Consider the following 25,812-nt stretch of genomic DNA (forward strand, 5'->3'; position numbering starts at 1 on the left):
GTTGCTTCAGATCAAGCGTTTTTTGCAGGGGTATCCGGAGAGGCCCGGGTCCCCGCCGGTCCGCACTCCGGATTCGGACGCTTCTGCCGCGTCGCCGAGCCGCCACGGCTCCAACACCCCACCGGCCCGGCGGTCGGCGGCGGCGCCTCGCCCCCCACCTCCGGACCCATGCTCAAAAAGCCACCCCGCTTCGGTAAGCGGCGCCCATGCGCACAGTGGCCGGCCCGACCCGGAAACCTCAACGCGGCCAGATGGGCGGGTTGGTGCAGAACGCGCCGCCGAGGTACTCGTGCTCGGGGTTGCCCGGCTCCAGTTCGCCCTGTTCGGCGATCAGCTTCGCGGCGTACGGCTCGGAGTCGTCCCTCGGCTCGTACCCCAGGGCCCGGGCCGAGGAGAGGTCCCACCACAGGCGGGTGTTGGCCGAGCTGCCGTAGACCGTCGTACAGCCCACGTTCTCCGCCGTAAGGGCGGCGTGGAGCAGCCGGGCGCCGTCCGCCGGGCTCATCCAGATGGACAGCATGCGGACCGTCGTCGGCTCGGGGAAGCAGGAGCCGATGCGGATGGCGACCGTCTCGACGCCGTGCTTTTCCCAGTAGAACGCGGCCAGGTCCTCGCCGAACGCCTTCGACACCCCGTAGTAGGTGTCGGGGCGGCGCGGGGCGTCGAGGGGGACGAGCGGGTCGTCCCCCACCGGGCGCGGGGTGAAGCCCACGACATGGTTGCTGGAGGCGAAGACGATCCGGCGGACCCCCGCCTCGCGCGCCGCCTCGTACACGTTGTACGTGCCCTCGATATTGGCCCGCAGGATCTTCTCGAACGGGGCTTCCAGGGAGATACCCGCGAGATGGATGATCGCGTCAACGCCCCGCACGGCCTCGCGCAGGGCGTCCCGGTCGGACAGATCCGCGGTGATCGCGTCCGGCTCGCCCTCGATGGGGAGTTGGTCGAGCAGCCGCAGCTGGTATCCGTACGGCGGCAGCAGCTCGCGCATCAAGGTGCCCATGCCGCCGGCGGCGCCGGTGAGGAGGACGGTGCGGGGAGCGGGCATGGGCGGATCTCCTCCGGGGGTATCGCGTTATGGGGTTATCGCGAAGGGGGCTATTGCGTATGTGGTTTTTGTTCATGTATGTGGTTCAGATTCATGGACACCGTAAGGATCGGCGCATGGGCCGTCAAGGGCGGCGCGATGTCGGCGAATTCACCGTCGGGTGAGTGGCGTCACCCGGTTGGCGCCCTTGACCGGCGGCCGATGGCTGCCTTACGGTGAACCTGTTCACGAATGTAGATGACGATCAGAAACGTGCACACGGCGTCGGTGGGTGACGGCGGGTCGGTGTACACGACAGGGAGAAGCCCGTGACCTCAGCTTCACTCGCCGAGCGCCTTGACGGACTGCTGTTCTTCCCCGTGACCGCCTACGGTCCCGATGGCGCCCTGGACCTGGAGATCTACCGCGCGCACATCCGCGCCGGGATCGAGGCGGGGGCGGGCGCCGTCTTCGCGTGCTGCGGCACGGGCGAGTTCCACGCCCTGACGCCCGAGGAGTTCCACGACTGCGTCGCGGTCGCCGTGGAGGAGGCCGCCGGGCGGGTGCCGGTGGTCGCGGGCGCCGGATACGGGACCGCGCTGGCGATCCAGTACGCCAAGCTGGCCGAGCGGGCCGGTGCGGACGGGCTGCTCGCCATGCCGCCGTATCTGGTCGTGGCCGATCAGGAAGGGCTGATCCGCCACTACAGCGCCCTCGCGGGCGCGACCGGCCTCGACATCATCGTCTACCAGCGGGACAACGCCGTCCTGGCCCCGGACTCCGTGGCCCGGCTCGCCAAGGTGCCCGGCATCATCGGCCTCAAGGACGGCATCGGCGACCTCGACCTGATGCAGCGCGTCGTGAGCGCGGTGCGGGCCGACGCCCCCGACGAGGGGTTCCGCTACTTCAACGGGCTGCCGACCGCCGAGCTGACCGGCCTCGCCTACCGCGGCATCGGCGTGACGCTCTACTCCTCCGCCGTCTTCTGCTTCGTCCCCGAAGTCGCCCTCGCCTTCCACAAGGCGCTCATGACGGGCGACGACGAGACCGCCAACAAGCTGCTGGACGGCTTCTACCGGCCGCTGGTCGAGCTCCGCAACCAGGGCCGCGGCTATGCGGTGTCGCTGGTCAAGGCCGGGGTCCGGCTGCGCGGGCTGGACGTCGGCGAGGTGCGGCCGCCGCTGAGCGAGCCCAGCCCCGCCCACGTCAAGGAGCTGGCCGAGCTGATCGAGCGCGGTATGGCGCTGGTCGGGGACGCGGACGGGGACGCGGACAAGGACGGGAACGGGGACGGGGAGGCGCGGTGAAGGCTTCCGCCTTCGTCTACCCCTGGGACGTCGTCGGGGACCCGGACGCCGCGCACCGCATCGCCGACCTCGGCGTCCAGCAGGTGACACTGGCCTCCGCCTACCACTCCACCCGGGCCCTGACCCCGCGCCACCCCGGCCACCGCATCGTCACCGCCCGCCACGCGGCCGTGCTCTACCCGCCGAGCGCGGAGCGCTGGCAGGGGCGCGAGCTGCGGCCGTACGAGCAGTCGTGGGTGCCCGGCGACGATCCGTACGGGGCGGCGGCCGCCGCGCTGGCCGACGCCGGTCTCGAGGTCCACACCTGGGTGGTGCTCGCGCACAACACCCGGCTGGGCGACGAGCATCCGCGGATCACCGTGCGCAACGCCTATGGCGACCGTTACCCCTGGGCGCCGTGCGTCGCACGCCCCGAGGTGCGCGCCTATCTGGTGGACCTGGCCGCCGAAGCCGCCGTACGGCCCGGAGCCCGCGGCACCGAGCTGGAGTCCTGCGGCTGGTACGGACTCGCCCATCTGCACGCCCACGACAAGATCGGCGGGGTGCCGCTGGGCGGCGCCGGCCAGTACTTGATGTCGCTGTGCTTCTGCGAGAGCTGCGAGGCGGGCTACGCCGGGCTGGGCGCCGACCCCGAGGAGCTGCGCGAACTCGTCGTGCGCGCCCTGCGGCCGGTGTGGGCGGGCGAGACCACCGCGGACGGCGGTGACCGCGCGGGGGAGTGGGCCGAGGTCGAGAAGCTGCTCGGCGCCGACCACGCCGCGCTCTTCGCGGCCTGGCGCGACCGGATCGCGAGCGGTCTGCGGGGCGAGGCCGTGGCCGCCGTAAGGGCCGCGGCGGACGAGGACTTCCAGGTCCTGCTGCACGCCGACCCGGCCCCGCACCGGCTCGGCGCCAACGTGGGCGTGGACCCGGCCGATGTGCTGGCCCAGGCCGACGGGGTCGTACTGCCGTGCACGGGGGGCGAGGCAGCGCGCTCCGGGGTCCTGCCGCCGTTCGTCCCGTACCGGACCGAACGGACCGTGCTCGCCGCCAACTTCACGGTGGTGGCGGGGATGGGCGGCAGCCCGGCGACGCTGGCCCGGGACGCGGCCCACGCGGTGGAGCTGGGCGCGGACGAGCTCCGTCTCTACCACGCCGGTCTGGCCTCGGACCAGGACCTGGCGGCCGTCCGCACGGCCCTGGCCGAGCTGAGCTGAGCCGAGCTCGGGGACCCGCCGCCCGCTGGCGGGTTTCCGGGACGGCCCGGCGGATTATCGGAAGCGCGACACCCGGTGGCATCGCCACGATCAAAGGGTGTCGACGAAACGGACCCCCTCACCCCGCAGGCCCATCGCGCTGATGTCCCTGGGACACGCCTGCGTGGACATCTACCAGGGAGCGGTGGCCGCGCTGGTGCCGTTCCTCGTCTCGGAACGGGCCTACGGCTACGCCGCCGCCTCCGGCGTCGTACTGGCCGCCTCGCTGCTGTCGTCCGTCGTACAGCCGCTGTTCGGGGCGCTCACCGACCGTTGGGCCATGCCGTGGCTGCTGCCGGTGAGCACGCTGGTGGGCGGGGCGGGTGTGGCGCTGAGCGGGGTCACCGGCTCCTATGCGGCGACCCTGGCGGTGGTCGCCGTCTCGGGCATCGGCGTCGCCGCGTACCACCCCGAATCCGCCCGGTTGGCCCGGCTCGCCAGCCGGGGCAGCCACACCGCGATGAGCTGGTTCTCCCTCGGCGGCAACATCGGCTTCGCCGCCGCGCCGCTCGCGGTCGCCACCGTCATCGCCACCGGCGGTCTGCGGGCCTCCCCGCTGCTGGCCGTCCCCGCCGTCGCCGGAGCCGCCCTGTGCGCGGCCGCGCTACGGGCGCTCAGGGCCCCGGGCGCGGTGGCCGGGCCCGCGCGGGCGAGCCGCGGGGGAGAGGGACGGGACGACTGGCCCTCCTTCCTCCGGCTGTCCGGCGCCATCATGTGCCGCTCGATCGTCTTCGTCGGGCTGAGCGCGTTCATTTCCCTGTACGTGCGCGAGCGCGCGGGCGGAGGCGAACTGGCCGGTACCGCCGCCCTGTTCGTGCTCTACGCCGGCGGCGCGGTGGGCACGGTGGCCGGCGGCGGACTCGCCGCCCGCCACGGCCGCGTCCCGGTCGTCCAGTGGTCCTACGGCCTGACCGTCCTCGCCGTCGCGGGCGTCGTCCTCGTCCCCGGCCCGGCGCTCTACCTCTGCGTGGCCCTGGCCTCGGCCGGGCTCTATGTGCCGTTCTCCCTGCACGTCACCCTCGGCCAGGACTACCTGCCCCGCCGTGTGGGCACCGCCAGCGGGGTCACCCTGGGCCTGACCGTCAGCGTAGGCGGCCTGGCCAGCCCCCTCATCGGCGCCCTGGCCGACGCCACCACCCTCCAAACCGCCCTGGCCCCTCTGATAGCCCTCCCCGCCCTCGGCTGCCTCCTCCTCCGCCCCCTGCGCGAACCCGCCCTCCCCTCGGCCAGTTTTTGTCAGAACCGTTGACGAACCCCTGGGGCCGCCCTAATTTCATCGCGTCGTACTTGGTATGTCATATATGAGACGCGATATGTGAGATCTGAGAGCATCCATGGACATCGCCCCGAGCCCGATCCCCTCCCGCACCCAGTACGTGCTGGAGGCGGTCAAGCGCGCGATTCTCACCGGGGGGCTGCGGCCCGGGCAGGCGTTGGTGGAGGCCGAGCTGGCCGCGCAGTTCGGGGTGTCCAAGACGCCGGTGCGGGAGGCGCTCAAGACGCTCGCGGGGCGGGGGCTCGTGGTGATGAGCGAGTACAAGGGGGCCACGGTCAGGACCGTGGACACCGCGATGGCGCACGCCGTCTACGATGTGCGGCTGCTCCTGGAGCCCGAGGCGCTGCGCCGGACCGTGGCCGCGCGGGCCGGTCTTGAGGACGCCGGGGCCGCGCTGGAGCGGTCGGACGCGGCGGCCGATCCGGCCGGGCGGTCGCTCGCCAACCGCGACTTCCACCGGGCGCTCTATCTGCCCTGCGGCAACCCCCTGCTGACCCGGATGCTCGACGAACTGCGCGACCAGGCCGCGCTGGTGTCCGCCATCGCCTGGCAGGCGGTGCCCTCCTGGGAGCAGGAGGCCCGTGAACACCGGGAGATCCTGGCCCGCGCGCTCGACGGCGACGCCGACGGGGCGGCCCGCGCACTGCACGAGCACATCGCCTCCTTCGTCCGGCGCGCCTTTCCGGACGGGGAGTAGCACCCGGCGGCCCCGGCCGCCGACCCCAGCACTCAGCACTCAGCACCCAGCACCCAGCACTCAGCACCATCCGAACAGCTCGTCCCGATGCCGGACATCGAGAGAAAGGGTTCGTATGGAGTACTCACCGCTGAGGACGGCGCTCGCGGACGTCGTGGCGATCCCGGTGACCCCGTACGACGCCGAGGGCGCCGTGGACCGCGCCGCCTACCGGGCCCTGCTCCGCCGGCTCCTCGACGGCGGGGTCAAGGCCGTCACCCCGAACGGCAACACGGGGGAGTTCTACGCCCTCACCCTCGAAGAGCGGCGGCTGGTCACCGAGCTGACCGTCGAGGAGGCCGCCGGGCGGGCCGCCGTCCTCGTCGGGGTCGGCCATGACGCGGCCACCGCGGTCGAGGCCGCCCGGCACGCCCGCGCGGCCGGGGCCGACATGGTGATGGTCCATCAGCCGGTGCATCCGTACGTCGCCCAGGACGGCTGGATCGACTACCACCGCACCATCGCGGAGGCCGTCCCCGAGCTGGGCGTGGTGCCGTATCTGCGCAATCCGCTCATCGAGGGCGCGGCGATCGCCCGGCTCGGCGAGGCGTGCCCCAATGTCATCGGGGTCAAGTACGCGGTCCATGACGCCACCCGCTTCGCCGCCGTGGCGCGCGACGCCGGGCTGGACCGGTTCGTGTGGGTGGCCGGGCTCGCCGAGCTGTACGCGCCCTCGTACTGGGCGGTCGGCGCCACCGGCTTCACCTCGGGCCTGGTCAACGTGGCCCCCAACGTCTCGCTCAACATGCTGGGCGCGCTGCGCGCGGGTGACTACCCGGGCGCGATGAAGGTCTGGGAGCAGATCCGGCGGTTCGAGGACCTCAGGGCCGAGCGGCAGTCCGCCAACAACGTCACGGTGGTCAAGGAAGCGCTTGCCGCGATGGGTCTGTGCCGGCGCGACGTCCGCGCCCCGAGCAAGCCGCTGCCCGAGCCGAGGCGCGCGGAAGTCGCCGCGATCGTCGAGGGGTGGTCGGTGTGAGTACGCAACGGAGCGCGCGCAAGCGCCCCGACGAGCTGCGCAGCCACCAGTGGTACGGCACCGACGGCCTGCGCTCCTTCAGCCACCGGGCCCGCACCCGCCAGCTCGGCTATCTCCCCGAGGAGCACCTGGGCAAGCCGGTCATCGCGATCCTCAACACCTGGAGCGACATCAACCCCTGCCATGTGCACCTGCGCGACCGCGCCCAGGCGGTCAAGCGCGGGGTCTGGCAGGCGGGCGGCTTCCCGCTGGAGTTCCCGGTCTCCACGCTCTCCGAGACCTTCCAGAAGCCCACCCCCATGCTCTACCGCAACCTTCTCGCCATGGAGACGGAGGAACTGCTCCGCTCGTACCCGGTCGACGGCGCCGTGCTGCTGGGCGGCTGCGACAAGTCCACCCCGGCGCTGCTGATGGGCGCGGCCAGCGCCGACCTCCCGGCGGTCTTCGTGCCGGCCGGGCCGATGCTGCCGGGGCACTGGCGCGACGAGGTGCTGGGTTCGGGCACCGACATGTGGAAGTACTGGGACGACAAGCGGGCCGGGCTGATCGGCGACTGCGAGATCTCCGAGCTGGAGCGGGGACTGGCCCGTTCGCCCGGCCACTGCATGACGATGGGCACCGCCTCCACGCTGACGGCCGCCGCCGAGGCGCTGGGCGTGACCGTGCCCGGCGCCTCGTCCATCCCGGCCGTGGACTCCGGGCACGACCGGATGGCGGCCGCCTCCGGGTTACGCGTGGTCGAGCTGGTCCGACAGGACCTCAGGCTCTCGGAACTCCTCACCAGGGAGGCGTACGAGGACGCGGTCGCGACCGTGCTGGCCCTCGGCGGTTCCACCAACGCGGTGATCCATCTGATCGCCATGGCGGGCCGGTCCGGGGTGCGGCTCACCCTCGACGACTTCGACCGGATCGCCCGTACCGTCCCCGTGCTGGCCGATCTGCGGCCCGGTGGCCGGTACTTGATGGAGGACTTCCACTTCGCGGGCGGGCTCCCGGGCTTCCTCTCCCGGCTGACGGACGTCCTGCACCTGGACCGCCCCACCGTCGGCCACCCCACACTGCGCGAACAGCTCGCCGGCGCCATGGTGCACAACCCCGAGGTGATCAGGGACCGCGACCGCCCGCTGGCCGAGGAGGGCGGAGTGGCGGTGCTGCGCGGCAACCTGTGCCCCGACGGCGCGGTCATCAAGCACATCGCGGCCGAGCCCCGGCTGCTGAAACACACCGGCCCCGCCGTGGTCTTCGACGACTACAGGGCGATGCAGGCCACCATCGACGACCCCGGTCTCGGCATCACCGAGGACAGTGTGCTGGTGCTGCGCAACGCGGGTCCGCTGGGCGGCCCCGGAATGCCCGAGTACGGCATGCTGCCGATCCCCGACCATCTGCTGAAGCAGGGGGTGCGGGACATGGTGCGGATCTCCGACGCCCGGATGAGCGGCACCAGTTACGGGGCCTGTGTGCTGCACATCGCGCCCGAGTCGTATGTGGGGGGCCCACTCGCCCTCGTCCACGACGGCGATCCGATCACCCTCGACGTCGCGGCGCGGGTGCTGCGGCTGGAGGTGGAGGACGCCGAGCTGGAACGGCGCCGGGCACGGTGGACGGCCCCGGCGCCCCGCTACGAGCGCGGCTACGGCGCGCTCTACCAGGAGCAGATGACCCAGGCCGACACCGGCTGCGACTTCCGCTTCCTGGCCCGCCCCGGGGCGGTGCCCGAACCCTACGCGGGCTGACGCGACCTCCCAGCGCGAAAAATTTTGTACGAGATTCCGAACGACATTCGGTAAGCGCTTCACGGAAGCGCTTCACCAGACCCTGCCCCTCCGAGACCGCCCGCCCCGCACCTCTGAGAACGGAGAAGCAGTCATGGCCCACGCCGTGGCGAAACCACCCCGGGTCACCCGGCGCCGTACGGGAGGACCGGCCCGCCGCCTCCCGTATCTGCTGATCGCCCCCGCCGGACTGCTGATGCTGGGCTTCATCGCCTATCCGATGCTCAGCGTCCTCTACTACAGCCTGCGGAACTACAACGTCACCAAGCCCTGGCGGAACGGCTACGCGGGCCTGGACAACTTCACCCGGATCCTCACCGACGACCCACAGTTCTGGGACACGCTCGTCTTCAGCGGCAAATGGGTCGTCACCGAGGTACTGCTGCAGCTCCTGCTCGGCCTCGCGCTCGCCCTGCTGGTGAACCAGACCTTCCTCGGCCGCGGCCTCGCCCGCGCCCTGGTCTTCTCGCCGTGGGCCGTGTCCGGGGTGCTGACCACCACCATCTGGATGCTGCTCTACAACCCCTCGACCGGCATCAGCCGCTATCTCGCGGACGCGGGGATCGGCACGTACGGCACCTCGGTGCTCTCGGACACCGGGACCGTCTTCTGGGCCGCCGTCGTCGCCGAACTGTGGCGCGGCGTCCCGTTCTTCGCGATCCTCCTCCTCGCCGACCTCCAGTCCATCCCCAGGGACCTCTACGAGGCGGCCTCGGTCGACGGCGCGGGCCGGACGCGGCGGTTCCTCCACATCACCCTGCCGCATCTGAAGGACGCGATCGTCCTCTCCACGCTGCTGCGCGGGGTCTGGGAGTTCAACAACGTCGATCTGCTCTACACCCTCACCGGCGGCGGACCGGCCGGGCAGACCACCACCCTTCCGCTGTACGTCGCCAACACCGGGATCAACGGCCATGACTTCGGCTACGCATCCGCGCTGACCACCGTCGCCTTCGTGATCCTCCTCTTCTGCTCGATCCTCTATCTGCGCCTGAGCAAGTTCGGAGGCGAGACCAAGTGACCGCCGCACTCGCCGAGCAGGGCACCCTGCCCGCCGCCGCGGCCACCCCGCCGCCCACCGCCCGCGGGAGGCGCCGACGCGGATCCGACCAGGGCGTGCCGCGCTGGCAGATCTATCTGCCGCTGGGCCTGTATCTGCTGTTCACCCTCGTCCCCTTCTACTGGATGCTGCTGTTCGCGCTGCGCCCCGCGGGCTCGAACGCGCTGGTGCCCTGGCCGATCACCGGTGAGCACTTCCAGAAGGTCTGGAACGAGCGCAGCTTCGGGATCTTCTTCCAGAACAGCATGATCGTCGGCGTCGCCTCCCTGGTGATGACGACGGCGGTCGCGCTGGCCGGGGGCTATGCCCTCGCCCGCTTCGACTTCCGTATCAAAAAGGGCTTCATGCTGGCGCTGCTGGCCTCGCAGTTCATCCCGGGCGCGCTGATGCTGGTGCCGCTCTTCGAGATCTTCAAGAACCTGCAGATGATCAACTCGCTGGGGAGCGTGGTCATCGCGGAGACGGTCTTCCAGCTGCCCCTGTCGATCATCCTCATCAGCGGCTTCATCAAGAACGTGCCGGTGTCGCTCGAGGAGCAGGCGTGGGTCGACGGCTGCGGCCGCTTCCGGGCCTTCTGCGCGGTGGTGCTGCCGCTGCTGCGCCCGGGGCTGATCGCGGTCGGCTCCTTCGCCTTCGTGCACAGCTGGAACCACTTCCTGTTCGCGCTGATGTTCCTCAGCTCCCAGGACAAGCAGACGATTCCGGTCGGCCTGAACACCCTCATCGGGGCGGACAGCGTCGACCTGGGCGCGCTCGCGGCGGGCGGGGTGATCGCCGCGGTGCCCGTCGTCATCGTCTTCGCCTTCATCCAGAAGTGGCTGATCACCGGCTTCAGCGCGGGGGCGGTCAAGGGCTGACCGCAACCTGACCCGTTGGGTCGGCGGAACGAGCATTCGCGAACGAGCCGGACAAGGAGGTCCGAGCATGGGCACGGCCCCGGAACCGAAGGAACTGAAGGAACCGACAGAGCCCCAGGAACCGACGGAGCCGATACCGGTCGTCCTCGCGGGCGCCCGCGGGCATGGGCGCCGGCATCTGGACAACATCCGGCGGCTGACCGCCGAGGGAAAGGTCCGGCTGGCCGGGGTGTGCGAACTCGCGCCGCTCACCCGGGAGGAGCTGGGCGACGGGCTCGGCGAGCCCGAGCAGTCCGCCGACCTCGCCGCGCTCGTGAGCCGGAGCGGCGCCCGGATCGCGATCATCTGCACCCCGATCCACACCCACGCCGACCTCGCCCTCGCCGCCGCCGAGCGCGGTGCGCACCTTCTGCTGGAGAAGCCGCCCACACCCTCGTACGCCGAATTCACCCGGTTGAGCGAAGGACTACGCGGATATGGAACCGCCTGCCAGATCGGCTTCCAGTCGCTCGGCTCCCATGCCCTGCCCGTCATCCGGAAGCTCGTCGCCGACGGCCGCATAGGGGCGGTCCGCGGCATCGGCGCGGCCGGAGCATGGGCTCGCGACGAGGACTACTACACCCGCGCCCCCTGGGCCGGACACCGCACCCTCGACGGCCGTGACGTCGTGGACGGCGTCCTCACCAACCCCCTCGCCCATGCCGTCTCCACCGCCCTGCACCTCGCCGACGCCGACCGGGCCGAGGACGTGGCCGGAATCGAACTGGAGCTGTACCGGGCCAACGCCATCGAGGCCGACGACACCTCCTGCGTACGGATCCGCACCACCCACGGCACCACCGTGGCCGCCGCCGTCACCCTGTGCGCGGAGGAACCCGGTGAGCCCTATGTGGCCGTCCACGGCGACCGGGGCCGGATCACCTTCTGGTACAAGCTCGACCGGGTCCGTATCGAACGCGACGGAGCGCCGCCCGAGACCACCGGCCACGCGCGCACCGATCTGCTGGACAACCTCGTCGCGCATCTCCGCGACGGCACCGAACTGCTCGTTCCCCCGGACCGCACCGGCGCGTTCATGCGCGTGGTCGAGGCGGTCCGCACCGCCCCCGCACCGGTCCAGCTGCCCGCCGACGCCTGGCGCACCGAGCCCGGTGCGGGCGTCACCGCGCGAGCGGCCGAGCGGCGCGTGGTGACCGGCATCGACCGACTGGTCACCGCCGGCGCCGAGCGCCTCGCCCTCTACTCCGAACTGCGCGCCCCCTGGGCCGCTCCCCCCACGGAGGTCCCGCACCCATGACACCCCTGACCCCCTCCAGCCCCCTGACCCCCTCCAACCCGCTCACTCCCTCCCTCACCCGCCGTCCCCCGTGCACCCTGCTGCGCCATGAACACCGGGTCGTCGGGACGTATGTGCACCGCCCCGAAATGCCCGGCCCGGCCGCGCCGCGCCCCTATCTGCACCCCGTGCGCACCCTCGGCGGTGTCACCGTCACCGGGCTGCGGCCCACCGAGGACCCGGCCCGCCCGGGGGTGTCCATGGCCATCCCGGAGGTGGCCGGATGGGACTTCCGGGGCGGTCCCGGCCGACGGGATCACCACGGCAGCCAGCGCCACCTCAGCTGGCTGCTGCGCGACCCCGACGGATTCGTGGAAGAGCTGTCGTGGACGGCCGGTGGGCGGCAACTGCTGCTGGAGCGGCGCACGGTGGCCGTACGGTCCCTCGGAACCGAGTGCTGGGCGCTGGACTTCACCTCGGCCCTCACCAATGTGACGGGCGAGGAGATCGCCCTCGGCGGGGCGGGCCACGCGGGCGGCTTCTTCTGGCGCGTCCCCCGGCGCCCCGAGCCCGCGCACGTCTTCAGCGCGGACGGCGAGGGCGAGGCGGCGGCGCACGGACGGCCCGCGGACTGGCTGGCGCTGGCCACCGACGACTGGACGCTGGTCTTCGTCGGCGCGACCGGCGACACCCGGGCCGACCCGTGGTGGGTCCGCACCGGCGACCACCCGGGCGTCGGCTCGGCCCTCACCTGGCAGCACCCCCTGCCCATAGCCCCCGCCGACACAGTGACCCGCCGAATAGTCACAGCGATAGCCGACACCCGCCTGACCCACCCCACCGCAGCCCGCCTGGCAGCCCACCTCTCAGACAAAGGGGCGGCCGTATAAGCACCTAGTTGTGGGCAATCGTTCCTCCCCCAGCTACCGCTGGGAGGTGCCCCCGGGCGGAACGGGTGGGCACGACGACCCGCACCCGGCCACGGACCCCAGCCACAACGGCGCGACCCCAACGACCACCACCCGCAAGCAAACCCACAAAGGAGACGGACGTACACCCATGAACCCACGCACCCGCAGAGCACCCCGCACCGCAGCCGCCCTGGCCGCAGTCCTAACTCTCGCCCTGACAGCCACAGCGTGCGGAGACGACGGCTCAACCTCCGGCGAGGAGGGCTCCGGCAAGGGCACCATCACCTTCTGGGACAACAACGGCGGCCCCCGCACCAAGATCTGGAAGCAGATCATCGCCAAGTTCGAGGACAAGTACCCCGACATCACGGTCAAGTACGTCCCGATCCCGATCGCCAACGTGCAGTCGAAGTACGACACCGCCATCCAGAGCGGCGGCGACAGCCTGCCCGACGTCGGCGGCGTGGGCACCGCGTATCTGGCCAATCTGGTGGCCCAGCGCGCCCTCGACCCCGTCACCGACCGCATCGGCGACAGCGCCCTCAAGGGCAAGCTGATCAAGAACATGGTCGAGAGCGTCCGCGCGGCCGGAGGTGACGACAAGGAGCTGTACTCCGTCCCGACCTCCGCCAACCAGGGCACCCTCTGGTACCGCACCGACCTCTTCAAGGCGGCGAAGCTGCCCGCGCCCGACAGCTGGGACAACTTCTACAAGGCCGCCGATGAGCTGACCGACAAGGGCCGGAACAAGTTCGGCTTCACCCTGCGTGGCGGCGCGGGCTCGATCGCCCAGGCGCTGGACATGATGTACGCCCAGTCCGGCATCTCGTCCTTCTGGAACGGCGAGGGCGGGGACAGGACCACCCTCAACGACCCGAAGAACGTCGCGGCGCTCGAGAAGTACATCGCCCTCTTCAAGAAGGTCACCCCCGCCGCGGACCTCAACAACGACTTCGCCAAGATGGTCGCCCAGTTCGACCAGGGCGACATCGGGATGCTCCAGCACAACCTCGGCAGCTATGTGGACCACGTGCGGCTGCTCGGCAAGGACAAGATCGCGGGCATACCGCTGCCGCCGTCCCGGCAGGGCGCGGCGCGCACCATCGTCTCCAACCCGGTCGACGGCCTCGGGCTGTTCAAGGCGAGCAAGAACAAGGCGGCGGCCTGGAAGTTCATCGAGTTCGCGGCCTCCCCGGAGATGAACAGCCTCTGGAACGAGGACGTCGGCGCGATCCCCGCCAACGTCGGCGCCGCGGACGACGACTGGATCGCGAAGGCCCCGCCGACCAAGGCCGCGCTGGAGTCGCTCAACGATCCGCGGACCAGGGTCGTCCAGCTGCCGTACTACCTCCCGGACTGGAACAACATCAGCAAGGCCGACAACGAGCCCAGCTTCCAGAAGGTGCTGCTCGGCAAGATGACCGCCAAGGCGTTCTGCGACAAGGTCGCGAAGGAGCTCAACGCGGCACAGGCGGACTGGAAGAAGCACCAGAGCTAGCCTTCTATGAACTCCATGTATACCTGCGGTGTATAGTGCTCGCAATCTGTGCTGCCAACTTTACGTTTTTGGGCGGACGTTGGAGGCATGGCGACCACTTACTGACCACAAGAGGACTTCGGGGACATCAATGGGGCGAAAAGGTCGAATATCCGGTCTGTGCGTCAGCCTCGTCGGCGCCGTCTGCCTGACGCTGGGCCTCAGCGGCTGCGGCGCGTCGTACGACACCACCTCGCCGCGCAGCGCCCGGGAGCACGCGGCGTCGGACGCCGACCACTCGACACCGGCCGCCTCCAAGCCGGACGTGCTGAAGAAGGGCGACGGGGCGAACGGGGCGGACGACAAGAGCGGGGCGGACGACAAGAGCGGGGCGAACGGCGAGAACGGGGCGGACGGCTCCGTCGACTGCGCCGTCGCCAAATGCGTCGCTCTCACCTTCGACGCGGGCCCCAGCGGCAACACGCCCCGGCTGCTGAAGATCCTCAAGCACGAGAAGGTCCACGCGACCTTCTTCATGCTCGGCAGGAAGCACATCGACCGCCACCCGGACCTGGTGCGCCGTATCGCCGACGAGGGGCATGAACTGGCCAACCACACCTGGTCGCACAAGATCCTGACCAAGACCGACTCCGACGAGGTCCGCACGGAGATCACCCGGGTCCAGACCGCCGTCAAGAAGCTCACCGGCCGTACGCCGCTGCTGATGCGCCCGCCGCAGGGGCGTACCGACGAGCGGGTCTCCAAGATCTGCCGTGAGCTGGGCGTGGCGCAGGTGCTGTGGAGCGTGACGGCGAAGGACTACCAGACGAACGACTCCGCGCTGATCGAGAAGCGGGTGCTGGAGCAGACGAAGCGCGACGGGATCATCCTGCTGCACGACATCTACAAGGGCACGGTGCCGGCCGTGCCGGGGATACTGGCGAAGCTGAAGAAGGAGGGCTACACGGTGGTGACGGTCTCCCAGCTGATGGCCCCGGCGGTCCCGGAAGCGGGCAAGGTCTATCGCCCATGAGGCAACAGACCGACACGATCTCCGTCGCGTTCGAACATCCTCGGCCACAAAATGATCAAGTGTTGTCGCAAGCTATCGCGATGCGATCGGGATTTCGTAATCTAAGAATCCTCGGGAGCCCGGCAACCTAATCTGGAGTGGCGGCAACTACGACATGGAGCGGGCCGGTCCGGATCCTCCGGCCCGTTCTCTCGACGCGGAACAGGAGTTGCCATGAGGCTGAGACGCAAACGGGGCCGTCACCGCCGTCGCAAGGATCGCACGCTGCCGTTGGGCAGCGCCGTGATCGTGGCGTCGGCCGTGGCCGGGGTGTATCTGACGGCTTCGCCGGAGGGCGCGAGCGCCGTGCCCACCACCCTGTACGTGGCCACCAACGGCAGCGACGGCAACACCGGCACCCTCAAGTCCCCCTACCGAAGCCTGGAGAAGGCGTTCTCCACCGCCAAGGCGGGCACCACCATCGAGGTCCGCGGCGGCACCTACTACCCCTCCAGGACCCTGCGCAGCTCCATCAGCGGCACCCCCCGCGAGCGCGTCCAACTGCGGTCGTACCGGGCCGAGAAGGTCCGGCTCGACGGCTCCCGGCTGGGCCGGGGCTCCTCCCTGGTCTCCCTCACCGCCGACTACTGGACGGTCTCGGGGATCGAACTGCGCAACGCCCCGGGCGGCGGCCTGGTCTGCACCTCCTGCGCGCGCAACGTCTTCCAGGACCTGAGCACCCACGGCAACGGTGACACCGGACTCACCCTCCGCGGCGACGACACCAACGGCAACGTCATCCGGAACCTCGACTCCTACGCCAACCACGACGACGCCACCGGCGGTCAGCGGGCCGACGGCATAGCCATCACCCACGGCTCCGGCTCGGGCAACGTGGTCACCGGATCCCGGCTGTTCCACAACAGCGACGACGGCCTCGATCTGTGGATGTGGGCGAGCCCCGTCACCATCGAGCACTCCTGGGCCTTCGGAAACGGCCGGAACCGCTGGCACATCCCCTACTTCAAGGGCGACGGCAGCGGCTTCCAGCTCGGCGCCGACCGCCGTGGCGCCCCCTCGCCCGCCCATCTCGTACGGTCCTCCGCCGCCTGGGCCAACACCAAGAGCGGCTTCGACGCGGGCGGCAACACCGGGGCCCTCCGGCTCCAGCGCACCACCTCCTTCGACAACTGGGGCAAGGGCTACGCCGTCGCCGGCTCCCGCGCCCGGCTGACCCGCAACCTCGCGCTCTCCAACGGCCGCGGCAGCGCCGACACCGGCCTCCTCGCCGTCTCCCGGGACAACAACTGGGCGCCGGGCCGCCGGGCCACCCCGCCGCTGGTCACCACCGACCCCACCACGGCCCTCGGACCCCGGCGGCCGAACGGCTCGCTGCCGCTCACCGCCTTCCTCGTGGTCATGGACCGCACCGAGATCGGTTCGCCGATGAACTGAAACCCCGGGAAAACCTGCATCGCGCTCCTGGCGGGCACAATCCCCTGATCCGGCACGCCGCCGACCCGCCCGCCGTCCCCCGAGGAGCGCGACCATGGCGAGACAGATCACGGACAAGGCCCCGGCCCCACCACCGCACGGACTCCCCCTGCTCGACCGCTACTTCCGGATATCCGAGCGGGGCTCCACCCTCGGCCGGGAGGTCCGGGGCGGGTTCGCCACCTTCTTCACGATGGCGTACATCCTCGTCCTGAACCCGATCATCCTGGGCGGGGCGAAGGACAAGTTCGGCGAGCAGCTCTCCGGCACCCAACTCGCCACCGCCACCGCCCTGGTGGCCGCCGTGATGACCGTCCTCATGGGCATCGGCGGCAATCTGCCGCTCGCCCTCGCCGCGGGCCTCGGGCTCAACGCGGTCGTCGCCTTCCAGATCGCCCCGCAGATGAGCTGGGCCGACGCCATGGGTCTGGTGGTCCTGGAGGGCCTGATCATCTGCGCGCTGGTGATGACCGGGCTGCGCGAGGCGGTGATGCACGCCATCCCGCAAGCGCTGAAGCAGGCCATCAGCGTGGGGATCGGGCTGTTCATCGCCTTCATCGGCTTCGTCGACGCCGGGTTCGTCTCCCGCATCCCTGGCCCCACCGGCTCCACGCCCGTGCAACTGGGCTCGGACGGGCGGCTCAGCGGCTGGCCGGTGCTGGTCTTCTGCGTGGGGGTGCTGCTGACCATCGCGCTGATGGCACGCAAGGCCAAGGGCGCCCTGCTGATCAGCATCGTCGTCTCGACCGTGCTCGCGATCGTCATCAACGAGATCGCCGACATCCGGCCGGAGGCGTGGGGGCTGACCGTGCCCACCCTCCCCGACAGCGTCGTCGACACCCCGGACTTCGGGCTGCTCGGCTCCTTCAGCCTCTTCGGGGCATTCCAGCAGGTCGGTGTGGTCACCATCGTCCTGCTGGTCTTCACCCTCATCCTGTCCGACTTCTTCGACACCATGGGCACGGTCGTCGGGGTGAGCAACGAGGCCGGGCTGCTGGACGCCGAGGGCAGGGTGCCGGGGCTGGGGCGGGTGCTGCTGATCGACGGTGCGGCGGCCGCCCTCGGCGGCGCCGCGTCCGCGTCATCCAACACCAGCTACATCGAGTCCGCGGCCGGGGTCGGCGAGGGCGCGCGCACCGGGTTCGCCAGCGTGGTCACCGGAGCGCTGTTCGGGCTCGCGCTCTTCCTGACCCCGCTGGCCACCGTGGTGCCCGCCCAGGCCGCCGCCCCGGCGCTGATCGCGGTGGGCTTCCTGCTGATGAGCCAGGTGCGGTCCATCGACTGGGAGCGGATCGACATCGCCGTCCCGGCGTTCCTCACCATCGCGCTGATGCCGTTCAGCTACTCCATCTCCAACGGGATCGGCGCCGGGTTCATCTCCTATGTGGTGATCAAGACGGTGCTGGGCAAGGTGCGGGAGGTGCACTGGCTGCTGTGGGGGACGGCCGCGCTGTTCGTGGTCTACTTCGCGATCGATCCCCTCGAGCAACTGCTCACCTGAGCCGCGACGCCTCCGTCCCGGAGCCCGCCCCGGAAGCCGCCCCGCCCCGTCAGCTGTGGCCCATGATGGGGCGCGGGCGGTAGGGGGCCTCCAGGCGGGCCACCTCCTTCTCGTCGAGCGTCAGCCCGACCGCCGCCACCGCGTCCTCCAGATGGTGGGTCTTCGTGGCCCCGACGATCGGCGCGGTGACCGCGGGCCTGCTGAGCAGCCAAGCCAGCGCGACCTGCGCCGGGGACACCCCGCGCTCCTCGGCGATCGCGCGGGTGGCGTCCACGATGGAGAAGTCCGCGTCCGCGTACCACCTCTCCACCAGCGGATCGCTGCCCGCCCGGACGGTCTGCCCGGTGCGGTCCCGGTCGCGGGTGCCCGCCAGCAGCCCGCGCGCCAGCGGGCTCCAGGGGATGACGCCCACGCCCTGGTCCAGGCAGAGCGGGTTCATCTCCCGCTCCTCCTCGCGGTAGAGCAGGTTGTAGTGGTTCTGCATGGAGACGAACCGGGTCCAGCCGTGCGCCTCGGCGATGTGCTGGGCCTTGGCGAACTGCCAGGCGTACATGGAGGACGCGCCGATGTACCGGGCCTTTCCGGCCCGCACCACATCGTGCAGCGCCTCCATCGTCTCCTCGAGCGGTGTCTCGTGGTCGAAGCGGTGGATCTGGTAGAGATCCACGTGGTCGGTGCCCAGCCGCCGCAGCGAGGCGTCGATGCCCGCCATGATGTGCTTGCGGGAAAGCCCGCGGTCGTTGGGGCCCTCGCCCATCGGGTTGTAGACCTTCGTGGCCAGGACGTAGTCGTCGCGGCTGGGGAAGAGCTCCCGCAGCAGCTCGCCGGTGATCTCCTCGCTGCGGCCCACCGAGTACATGTCGGCGGTGTCGAAGAAGGTCACCCCCTCCTCGGCCGCGCGCCGCACGATCGGCCGCGCGTCGTCGATGTCCAGCTGCCAGGGCCGGTGCTCGGGGTTGCCGTAGCTCATCATGCCCAGGCAGATCCGCGACACCTTGACGCCCGACGCGCCCAGCCGTACGTACTCCATGCGTCTGCTCCTCCTGCTCGTCCGCCCGTGCGGCCGACCCGTCACAGCAGACCACCCCGGCCGCCGGATGTCAGCCCGGTGTGACGAAGCCGCTCTCGTACGCGGCGATCACCGCCTGGGTGCGGTCCCGCACCCCCAGCTTGGTGAGCACCGCCCCCACATGCGTCTTGACGGTGGCCGGGCCCACCGCCATCCGGGCCGCGATCTCGGAGTTGGACAGCCCGTCGGTCATCAGCCGCAGCACCACGGCCTCCCGCTCGGAGAGCCGCTCGCGCAGCACCCGCGCCGTCGCCTCGCGGTCCGGGCCACGGGCGGCGGCGTGCTCGGCGGCCAGCGCCCGCACCGCGGCCGGGAACAGCAGCGAATCGCTGCGCGCCACCACCCGCACCGCCTGCACCAGCTCCGCCGCGCGGGCCCGCTTGAGCAGGAAGCCGCTGGCCCCGGCGCGCAGCGCGTCGTACACATAGCTGTCGTTCTCGAACGTCGTCACCACGATGACGCGCGGCGGGTCCGGCACGGTGCCCAGGATCCGCTCGGTGGCGCGGATGCCGTCCACCTCGGGCATCCGGACGTCCATCAGCACCACGTCCGGGCGCAGGTCACGGACCACCGGCACGGCCTCGGCGCCGCTTCCGGCCTCGCCCACGACCTCCAGGTCCGGCTCGCTGGAGAGGATCGCGCGCAGTGCGGTGCGCACCATCCGCTCGTCGTCGACGAGCACGATGCGCAAGGGGGACGGCGGGGTGCTCACCGGGACGCCTCCACCGGGAGCCGGACCGTGAGCCGCCAGACGCCGTCCACGGTGTCCCAGGCGCAGGTGCCGCGCAGCAGGGTGACCCGCTCGGTGATGCCGCGCAGCCCGCGGCCGCCGCCGGCGGTCCGTGCCCGGGGGGTTCCGTCCACCGGGTTCTCCATCGTGATCTCCACCTTCTTTTGCTCCTCGGCGATCCGGAGCCGCACCGGCACCCGGCCCGCGTGGCGCAGCGCGTTGCTGAGCCCTTCCTGGACGATGCGGTACGCCTCGCGGGAGACCACGGGCGGCAGCCGGTCCAGCGTGCCCGGGGCCGTCAGCTCGACGGCGACGCCCGCGGCCCGGGTGCGGGCGAGCAGCCCGTCCAGGTCCATCAGGGGGGGGGAGGGGGGGGGGGCCGGGGCGGCCTCCCCTTCCCGTAACAGGCCCAGCACGCTGTCGAGTTCGCCGACGGCGTCCCGGGTGGTCTCCTCGATGGCCGCCAGCGCCTCCCGGGCGAAGTCCGGATCGGAGTCGAGGACCTTACGGGCCGCGCTCGCCTGGAGGGTCACCGCACTCAGCGCATGGCCGACCGAGTCGTGCAGCTCACGGGCGAGCCGGTTGCGGGAGGCCAGCCGGGCGGCCCGCCGCTCGGCGGCGGCGAGCCGCTCGGCGGGGGCCGGGCCGAGCAGCGCGGGCGCACAGCGGGCCAGCAGCGCCCCGGCGGCCGCGGCGATGCCCATGAGAATGGCCAGCAGCGCCACCCCGGCCAGGGGTGCCAGCGCGGTGGGGGTCGAGCCGAACGCGTCCGGCCAGCCCAGCCCGTCGGCGTACGAATCGTCGGTGAACGGCAGCGCGACCAGCAGCGCCGAGGCGGGCAGCAGGGACAGGAAGACCCCGCTGACCAGCCCGCCGATGGCCAGGTGCAGCGCGTACCAGAGCGCGGTGCGGGCGCGCGCGTCCCATGAACCGGCGGGCCCGGCCGCGAGCTCCGCGGACTCCGGCAGCCCGCACAGCGAGCGCGCGGCGGTGGCCTCCAAGGGGCGTACCAGCGGCAGGAGCGCGGTCGGCGCGGCCAGCGGCACGGCCGAGGCGAAGGTGCCCAGCTGCCGGGGCAGGGAGGTGAAGGGATGGGCACCATGGGCCAGCATCGCGAAGACCACGGTGGTCAGCAGGTAGTACGGCATCAGCAGGGCGCCGCCGAGCACCAGATGGACCCAGCGCAGCTGGACCCGGCGGCCGACCACCGCCCGGACCGCCCGCCGCCACCAAGCCCCGGTCACCGGGGCAATCCGACGGTCATCCGCACAGCGTAGGTCAGATTCGCGGGTGCCGGGGCGGGTCAGGGCCATGGCCACCAGCCTTCCGGCGCGGCGGGCGCGGCGCGTCCCCCCGACCGACGATCCCCCCTCCCCCGCGCGGCGGAGGGGCCCTCCTCCCGTGGGTCAGAGGCGGCGCGTCGCGAGGGTGAGCCGGTCCCGGGCGTCGAACAGGGCGTCCTTGATCATCTGCTCATGGGTGGGGGTGAGCCGGGCCACCGGCACCGAGCAGCTGATGGCGTCGCGCGAGGGGGTGCGGTACGGGATGGCGATGCCGAAGCAGCGCAGGCCCAGGGTGTTCTCCTCGCGGTCCACCGCGTACCCCTGCTCCCGGATGAGGTGCAGCTCCTCGATCAGCTTCTCGCGGTCGGTGATGGTGTGCTCGGTGAGCTGGCTCAGCGTCTCCGGCAGCAGCTTGCGCACCTGCTCGTCGGAGTACGTGGCCAGCAGCGCCTTGCCCAGCGAGGTGGAGTGGGCGGGCAGCCGACGGCCGACGCGGGTGAAGGGGCGCAGATAGTGCTGCGACTGCCGGGTGGCGAGATAGACGACATTGGTGCCGTCGAGCCGGGCGAGGTGGATGGTCTCGGTGGTGTCGTCCGAGAGCCGGTCCAGGGTGGGGCGGGCGGCGGCCACGACCTCGTCGCCGTCGATGTAGGAGGTGCCGACGAGGAGGGCGCGCACCCCGATCCCGTAGCGGGTGCCGGTGGCGTCCGTCTCCACCCACCCGAGCTCCACCAGGGTGCGCAGCAGCATGTAGAGGCTCGACTTGGGATAGCCCACGGCCTCCTGGACCGCGGCGAGGCTGTGCATCCCGGGCCGCCCGGCGAAGAACTCCAGCAGTTCGACCGTGCGGACTGCCGATTTGACCTGGGCCCCGCCTGTCTCGGCAGCTGACATCGCCTTGACCCCTCTGTTCGACCAGCCATAGAGTCCCGAGGGGAAATTCATCACCCGGGACAGCGTTCAGCATATCGAACACCGTCGATGTGTGTGACGCAAGCAGCGGTAACACCACAGCAGGAGGAATCCGCGGTGTCAGCACCAGTGTGGAGCGTCGACCCCCGAACCGGAAAGCAGCGCGAGCAGGTAGCGGTCGAAGCCACGGCGGAGGAGGTCGACCGCGTGGTGCGCGCGGCCCACGCCGCGCGCGGCTCCCTGGCCGACCGCGCGGTGCGCGCCGCCCTGCTGCGCACCGCCGCCGATCTGCTCGACGAGGCCCGTGACCAGCTGGTCGAGGCCGCCGACGCGGAGACCGCCCTCGGCCCCGCCCGGCTCACCGGCGAACTCGCCCGCACCACCTACCAGCTGCGGTCGTTCGCGACCATCGTGGACGAGGGCGCCTTCCTCGACGTCCGCATCGACCACGCCGACGCCACCCAGACCCCGCCCTGGCCCGATCTGCGCCGCTACAAGCTCCCGCTCGGCGTCGTCGCCGTCTACGCCGCCAGCAACTTCCCGCTCGCCTTCTCCGTGCCCGGCGGGGACACCGCGAGCGCCCTCGCCGCGGGCTGCCCGGTGATCGTCAAGGCCCACCCCGACCACCCCGCCACCTCCGAGGTGGCCGCCTCCGCGCTGCGCCGCGCCGCCGAGCGGGTCGGGGTGCCCGCCGATGTGATCGCGGTGGTGCACGGCTTCGACGCGGGTCTTGAGCTGGTCAAGCATCCGCTGATCGCCGCCGCCGGGTTCACCGGCTCGGTCCGCGGAGGCCGCGCCCTGCACGACGCGGCGGCCTCCCGGCCGGTGCCGATCCCCTTCCACGGCGAACTGGGCAGCCTCAACCCGGTCGTGGTCACCGAGGCCGCGGCAGGCGAGCGCGGCGACCAGATCGGCGCGGGGCTCGCGGGCTCCATGACGCTGGGCGTCGGCCAGTTCTGCACCAAGCCCGGCTTTGTGCTGGCCCCGGCCGGCCCGGCGGGCGACGGCCTGCTGAAGTCCCTCACCGACGCGGTCAGCAACACCGACGCCGGGGTCCTGCTCGACCACCGGATGCGGGACAACTTCGTCGCCGGGATCAAGGAGCGCGTCGAACTGGCGGACGTGGAGGCCCCGGTCACCCCGGGATCCGGCGGTGAGCACACGGTCAGCGCGGGCTTCCTGACCGTCCCGGCACGGCGGCTCGCCGAGGGCGGCCCGCACGATGTGCTGCTGGAGGAGTGCTTCGGCCCGGTGACCGTCGTGGCGCGCTACGAGAGCGACGACGAGATCAGCGCGGTGCTCGGGCGGCTCCCGGGCAACCTCACCGCCACCGTCCACCTCTCCGCCGCCGAGGGCGAGGGCACCGAGGGCCGGGCCGGTGAGCTGATCGCCGAGCTCACCCCGCTGGCCGGCCGGGTCCTGGTCAACGGCTGGCCGACCGGTGTCGCGGTCGCCCCGGCCCAGCACCACGGCGGCCCCTACCCGGCCACCACCTCCACCTCCACCTCGGTCGGCGGCACCGCCGTCGAGCGCTGGCTGCGGCCGGTCGCGTACCAGGACACCCCGGCCGCCCTGCTGCCGCCGGAGCTGCGCGACGAGAACCCGCTGGAGCTGCCGCGGCGGATCAACGGCGTCCGGGAGCAGCGCGGCTGACCCTCCGGAACGACGGCTCGGCCGCCGGACCCGCGGATCTGACCCGCGCGTCCGGCGGCCGATTCATGTCGGCCTTCACCCGGGCGCCGCCCAAACCATCGGAATCGCCGCTGGTCAGCGGGTATGTATAAGGATCGCTTGAAGGCATCCGACACAGAAACGCGATGGACGCCGGGGTGCGCCCGTCCCATAGTGGGTGGACATGGAGAGCCTGGCGGGCGCCGAATTCGCGCCACACACGACGTATCTCACCACCGCGTCCAGCGGTCTGATCCCCGCACGCTCCGCGGCCGCCGTGAAGGCGGTCCTCGACGGCTCGGCCGCCGGACAGCCCATCGCCGACGTGTCCTTCGAGGCGGTCGAGGCGAGCCGCGCCGCCTACGCCCGGCTCGTCGGCGTACCGGCCCGGCGCGTCGCGGCTGGCAGTTCGGTCGCCGTGTACGCGGGGATGATCGCGACCTCGCTGCCGCCCGGGGCCGAAGTCCTGGTGGCCGACGGCGACTTCAGCTCCCTGGTCAACCCCTTCGCCGTGCGCGGCGACCTCAAGCTGCGCATCGTGCCGCTGGAGGAGATCGCGGAGGCGGTGCGGCCCGGTACCGCGCTGGTGGCCGTGAGCGCGGTCCAGTCGGCGGACGGGCGGATCGCCGACCTCGCCGCCATCCGGGAGGCCGCCCGGACCCACGGGGCCCGCACGCTGGTCGACATCAGCCAGGCGGCGGGCTGGTTCCCGGTGAACGCCGCCGAGGCCGACTACACGGTCTGCGTGGCCTACAAGTGGCTGATGTGCCCGCGCGGGGCCGCCTTCCTGACCGTGCCCGAGGACCTCGGCGAACTCACCCCCGTCTTCGCGGGCTGGGTCGCGGGCGAGAAGCCCTGGGACAGCTGCTACGGCCCGGTGGCGGAACTCGCCCACTCCGCACGGCGCTTCGACGAGAGCCCGAGCGTGTACGCGTACGTCGCGGCCCGGCATTCACTCGGGTTGATCGAGGAACTGGGCACCGAGGCCATCGCCGCGCACGACCGCGCGCTCGCCGACCGCTTCCGGGACGGGGTCGTCGCGCTCGGCCACCAGCCCGTGGCCGCCCCGGGCTCGGCCATCGTCTCCGTACCGGGCCTGGGCGACGCCGCGCCCCGGCTGGCGGAGGCCCAGGTGCATGTCTCGGCGCGGGCCGGCAACCTCCGCGCCTCCTTCCACCTGTACAACACCGTGGCCGATGTGGACCGGCTGCTGGAGCGGCTCTCCGGCTGAGCAGGTCCCGGTACGGGGGAGGCGCGGCGCAAAAATCTGAGGGAAGCCGGGATACTCCGGCTTCCCTCAGATCACGGACGTCACGTCATCGCACGGCGGTCATCACCGTACGGGCGTGAAGTCCCGCGCGCCGATGAACTCCGGCCGGGGGACCGGTGCGGCGAACGGCTCGACCGCCGTGTTCTCCACGCTGTTGAACACGATGAACACATTGCTGCGGGAGTACGGCGTGATGTTGTCGCCGGACCCGTGCATGCAATTGCAGTCGAACCACGTCGCCGACCCGGCCAGGCCGGTGAACAGCTTGATGCCGTGCTTGTCGGCGAAGCCGGTGAGGGCCTCGTCCGACGGGATGCCGGCGTCCTGCATCTGCAGCGACCGCTTGTAGTTGTCCTTCGGCGTGGCGCCTTCACAGCCGAGGAAGGTGCGGTGCGAGCCCGGCATGATCATCAGGCCGCCGTTGGTGTCGAAGTTCTCGGTCAGGGCGATCGAGACCGACACGGTCCGCATGTTCGGCAGCCCGTCCTCGGCGTGCCAGGTCTCGAAGTCCGAGTGCCAGTAGAAGCCCGAGGCCCCGAAACCCGGCTTGACGTTGATCCGGCTCTGGTGGACATAGACGTCCGAGCCCAGGATCTGCCGCGCGCGACCCACCACTCGCGGGTCGCGCACCAGGTTCGCGAAGACCTCGCTGATCCGATGCACCTCGAACACCGACCGTACGTCCCTGGACTTCGGCTCGATGATCGAGCGTTCGTCGGCGCGCACGTCCGGGTCGGTGACCAGCCGGTCCAGTTCGGCGCGGTACACCGCGACCTCATCCGGAGTGATCAGCTGGTCGATCGCCAGGAAGCCGTCGCGATCGAAATCGCTCAGCTCGGACGGTTGCAGCGGCCCCGAAGCCCCGGGCTCGGACCACACCACCGGATCCACGCGCGGTGTGGCCACCTCCACGGCACCACGGGTCGGGTACAAGTCAGTGACCGTGGTCATCGG

The 25,812-nt window shown here is 71.4% G+C and carries 22 protein-coding genes; 16 read left to right on the forward strand and 6 right to left on the reverse strand.

Annotation, left to right across the window (positions count from 1 at the left end):
- Positions 1–238: 238 nt before the first annotated feature.
- A complete protein-coding gene (locus LIV37_RS37350) occupies positions 239–1,048 on the reverse strand; it encodes an NAD-dependent epimerase/dehydratase family protein (protein WP_020872248.1) in 810 nt (269 codons plus the stop codon).
- A gap of 308 nt (positions 1,049–1,356) precedes the next feature.
- On the opposite strand from LIV37_RS37350, the gene LIV37_RS37355 reads away from it, so the two are divergent.
- The 14 genes from LIV37_RS37355 (at position 1,357) to LIV37_RS37420 (ending at position 17,923) form a co-directional block, all read left to right on the forward strand.
- A complete protein-coding gene (locus LIV37_RS37355; RefSeq protein ID WP_020872249.1) occupies positions 1,357–2,334 on the forward strand; it encodes a 5-dehydro-4-deoxyglucarate dehydratase in 978 nt (325 codons plus the stop codon).
- Positions 2,331–3,530: a hypothetical protein gene (locus tag LIV37_RS37360; protein WP_020872250.1), complete on the forward strand. Its 1,200-nt coding sequence runs from the start codon at positions 2,331–2,333 to the stop codon at positions 3,528–3,530. The genes LIV37_RS37355 and LIV37_RS37360 overlap by 4 nt, the downstream gene beginning before the upstream one ends.
- Positions 3,531–3,672: 142 nt before the next feature.
- Positions 3,673–4,818, forward strand: coding sequence for an MFS transporter (locus tag LIV37_RS37365; protein WP_020872251.1), 1,146 nt, complete (start codon positions 3,673–3,675; stop codon positions 4,816–4,818).
- An 85-nt stretch (positions 4,819–4,903) separates the two neighbouring features.
- A complete protein-coding gene (locus tag LIV37_RS37370; RefSeq protein WP_020872252.1) occupies positions 4,904–5,542 on the forward strand; it encodes a GntR family transcriptional regulator in 639 nt (212 codons plus the stop codon).
- A gap of 115 nt (positions 5,543–5,657) precedes the next feature.
- A complete protein-coding gene (locus tag LIV37_RS37375; RefSeq protein WP_020872253.1) occupies positions 5,658–6,560 on the forward strand; it encodes a dihydrodipicolinate synthase family protein in 903 nt (300 codons plus the stop codon).
- A complete protein-coding gene (araD, locus tag LIV37_RS37380) occupies positions 6,557–8,296 on the forward strand; it encodes an L-arabinonate dehydratase (RefSeq protein WP_121825045.1) in 1,740 nt (579 codons plus the stop codon). The genes LIV37_RS37375 and araD overlap by 4 nt, the downstream gene beginning before the upstream one ends.
- A gap of 133 nt (positions 8,297–8,429) precedes the next feature.
- Entirely contained in the window at positions 8,430–9,356 is a 927-nt protein-coding gene (locus LIV37_RS37385; protein ID WP_020872255.1) for a carbohydrate ABC transporter permease, read from the forward strand.
- Positions 9,353–10,252 (forward strand): carbohydrate ABC transporter permease, encoded by a 900-nt coding sequence (locus LIV37_RS37390; RefSeq protein ID WP_020872256.1) that lies wholly within the window; start codon positions 9,353–9,355, stop codon positions 10,250–10,252. Before LIV37_RS37385 ends, LIV37_RS37390 begins: the two co-directional genes overlap by 4 nt.
- Positions 10,253–10,319: 67 nt before the next feature.
- A complete protein-coding gene (locus tag LIV37_RS37395; protein WP_020872257.1) occupies positions 10,320–11,549 on the forward strand; it encodes a Gfo/Idh/MocA family protein in 1,230 nt (409 codons plus the stop codon).
- Positions 11,546–12,418 (forward strand): DUF6807 domain-containing protein, encoded by an 873-nt coding sequence (locus LIV37_RS37400; protein ID WP_020872258.1) that lies wholly within the window; start codon positions 11,546–11,548, stop codon positions 12,416–12,418. The genes LIV37_RS37395 and LIV37_RS37400 overlap by 4 nt, the downstream gene beginning before the upstream one ends.
- Positions 12,419–12,587: 169 nt before the next feature.
- Complete coding sequence (locus LIV37_RS37405) at positions 12,588–13,937, forward strand: ABC transporter substrate-binding protein (RefSeq protein ID WP_020872259.1); 1,350 nt, start codon at positions 12,588–12,590, stop codon at positions 13,935–13,937.
- A 130-nt stretch (positions 13,938–14,067) separates the two neighbouring features.
- Positions 14,068–14,949, forward strand: coding sequence for a polysaccharide deacetylase family protein (locus LIV37_RS37410; protein ID WP_020872260.1), 882 nt, complete (start codon positions 14,068–14,070; stop codon positions 14,947–14,949).
- A gap of 213 nt (positions 14,950–15,162) precedes the next feature.
- Positions 15,163–16,383 (forward strand): right-handed parallel beta-helix repeat-containing protein, encoded by a 1,221-nt coding sequence (locus LIV37_RS37415; RefSeq protein ID WP_121824059.1) that lies wholly within the window; start codon positions 15,163–15,165, stop codon positions 16,381–16,383.
- Between the two features lie 94 nt (positions 16,384–16,477).
- On the forward strand, positions 16,478–17,923 hold the full coding sequence (locus tag LIV37_RS37420; protein ID WP_020872262.1) for an NCS2 family permease: 1,446 nt from the start codon (positions 16,478–16,480) through the stop codon (positions 17,921–17,923).
- A gap of 49 nt (positions 17,924–17,972) precedes the next feature.
- On the opposite strand, the gene LIV37_RS37425 is transcribed toward LIV37_RS37420, so the two are convergent.
- The 4 genes from LIV37_RS37425 to LIV37_RS37440 form a co-directional block, all read right to left on the reverse strand.
- Positions 17,973–18,953, reverse strand: a complete 981-nt coding sequence (locus LIV37_RS37425) for an aldo/keto reductase (protein WP_020872263.1) — start codon at positions 18,951–18,953, stop codon at positions 17,973–17,975.
- A gap of 70 nt (positions 18,954–19,023) precedes the next feature.
- The gene (locus tag LIV37_RS37430; protein WP_020872264.1) at positions 19,024–19,704 is read right to left on the reverse strand and encodes a response regulator transcription factor; all 681 of its coding nucleotides are present in this window, start codon (positions 19,702–19,704) and stop codon (positions 19,024–19,026) included.
- The gene (locus LIV37_RS37435) at positions 19,701–20,966 is read right to left on the reverse strand and encodes a sensor histidine kinase (protein ID WP_254807134.1); all 1,266 of its coding nucleotides are present in this window, start codon (positions 20,964–20,966) and stop codon (positions 19,701–19,703) included. Before LIV37_RS37435 ends, LIV37_RS37430 begins: the two co-directional genes overlap by 4 nt.
- Before the next feature lie 162 nt (positions 20,967–21,128).
- Complete coding sequence (locus tag LIV37_RS37440; protein WP_020872266.1) at positions 21,129–21,899, reverse strand: IclR family transcriptional regulator; 771 nt, start codon at positions 21,897–21,899, stop codon at positions 21,129–21,131.
- A gap of 87 nt (positions 21,900–21,986) precedes the next feature.
- On the opposite strand from LIV37_RS37440, the gene LIV37_RS37445 reads away from it, so the two are divergent.
- A complete protein-coding gene (locus tag LIV37_RS37445; protein WP_121824057.1) occupies positions 21,987–23,570 on the forward strand; it encodes an aldehyde dehydrogenase (NADP(+)) in 1,584 nt (527 codons plus the stop codon).
- Between the two features lie 202 nt (positions 23,571–23,772).
- Positions 23,773–24,819, forward strand: a complete 1,047-nt coding sequence (locus tag LIV37_RS37450; protein WP_020872268.1) for an aminotransferase class V-fold PLP-dependent enzyme — start codon at positions 23,773–23,775, stop codon at positions 24,817–24,819.
- Positions 24,820–24,921: 102 nt separating this feature from the next.
- Here the strand turns inward: LIV37_RS37450 and thpD are convergent, their stop codons facing one another.
- Positions 24,922–25,809: an ectoine hydroxylase gene (gene thpD / locus LIV37_RS37455; RefSeq protein ID WP_020872269.1), complete on the reverse strand. Its 888-nt coding sequence runs from the start codon at positions 25,807–25,809 to the stop codon at positions 24,922–24,924.
- Positions 25,810–25,812 lie beyond the last annotated feature (3 nt).

Origin of the sequence: Streptomyces rapamycinicus NRRL 5491, assembly GCF_024298965.1 — a bacterium.
GTDB lineage: Bacteria > Actinomycetota > Actinomycetes > Streptomycetales > Streptomycetaceae > Streptomyces > Streptomyces rapamycinicus.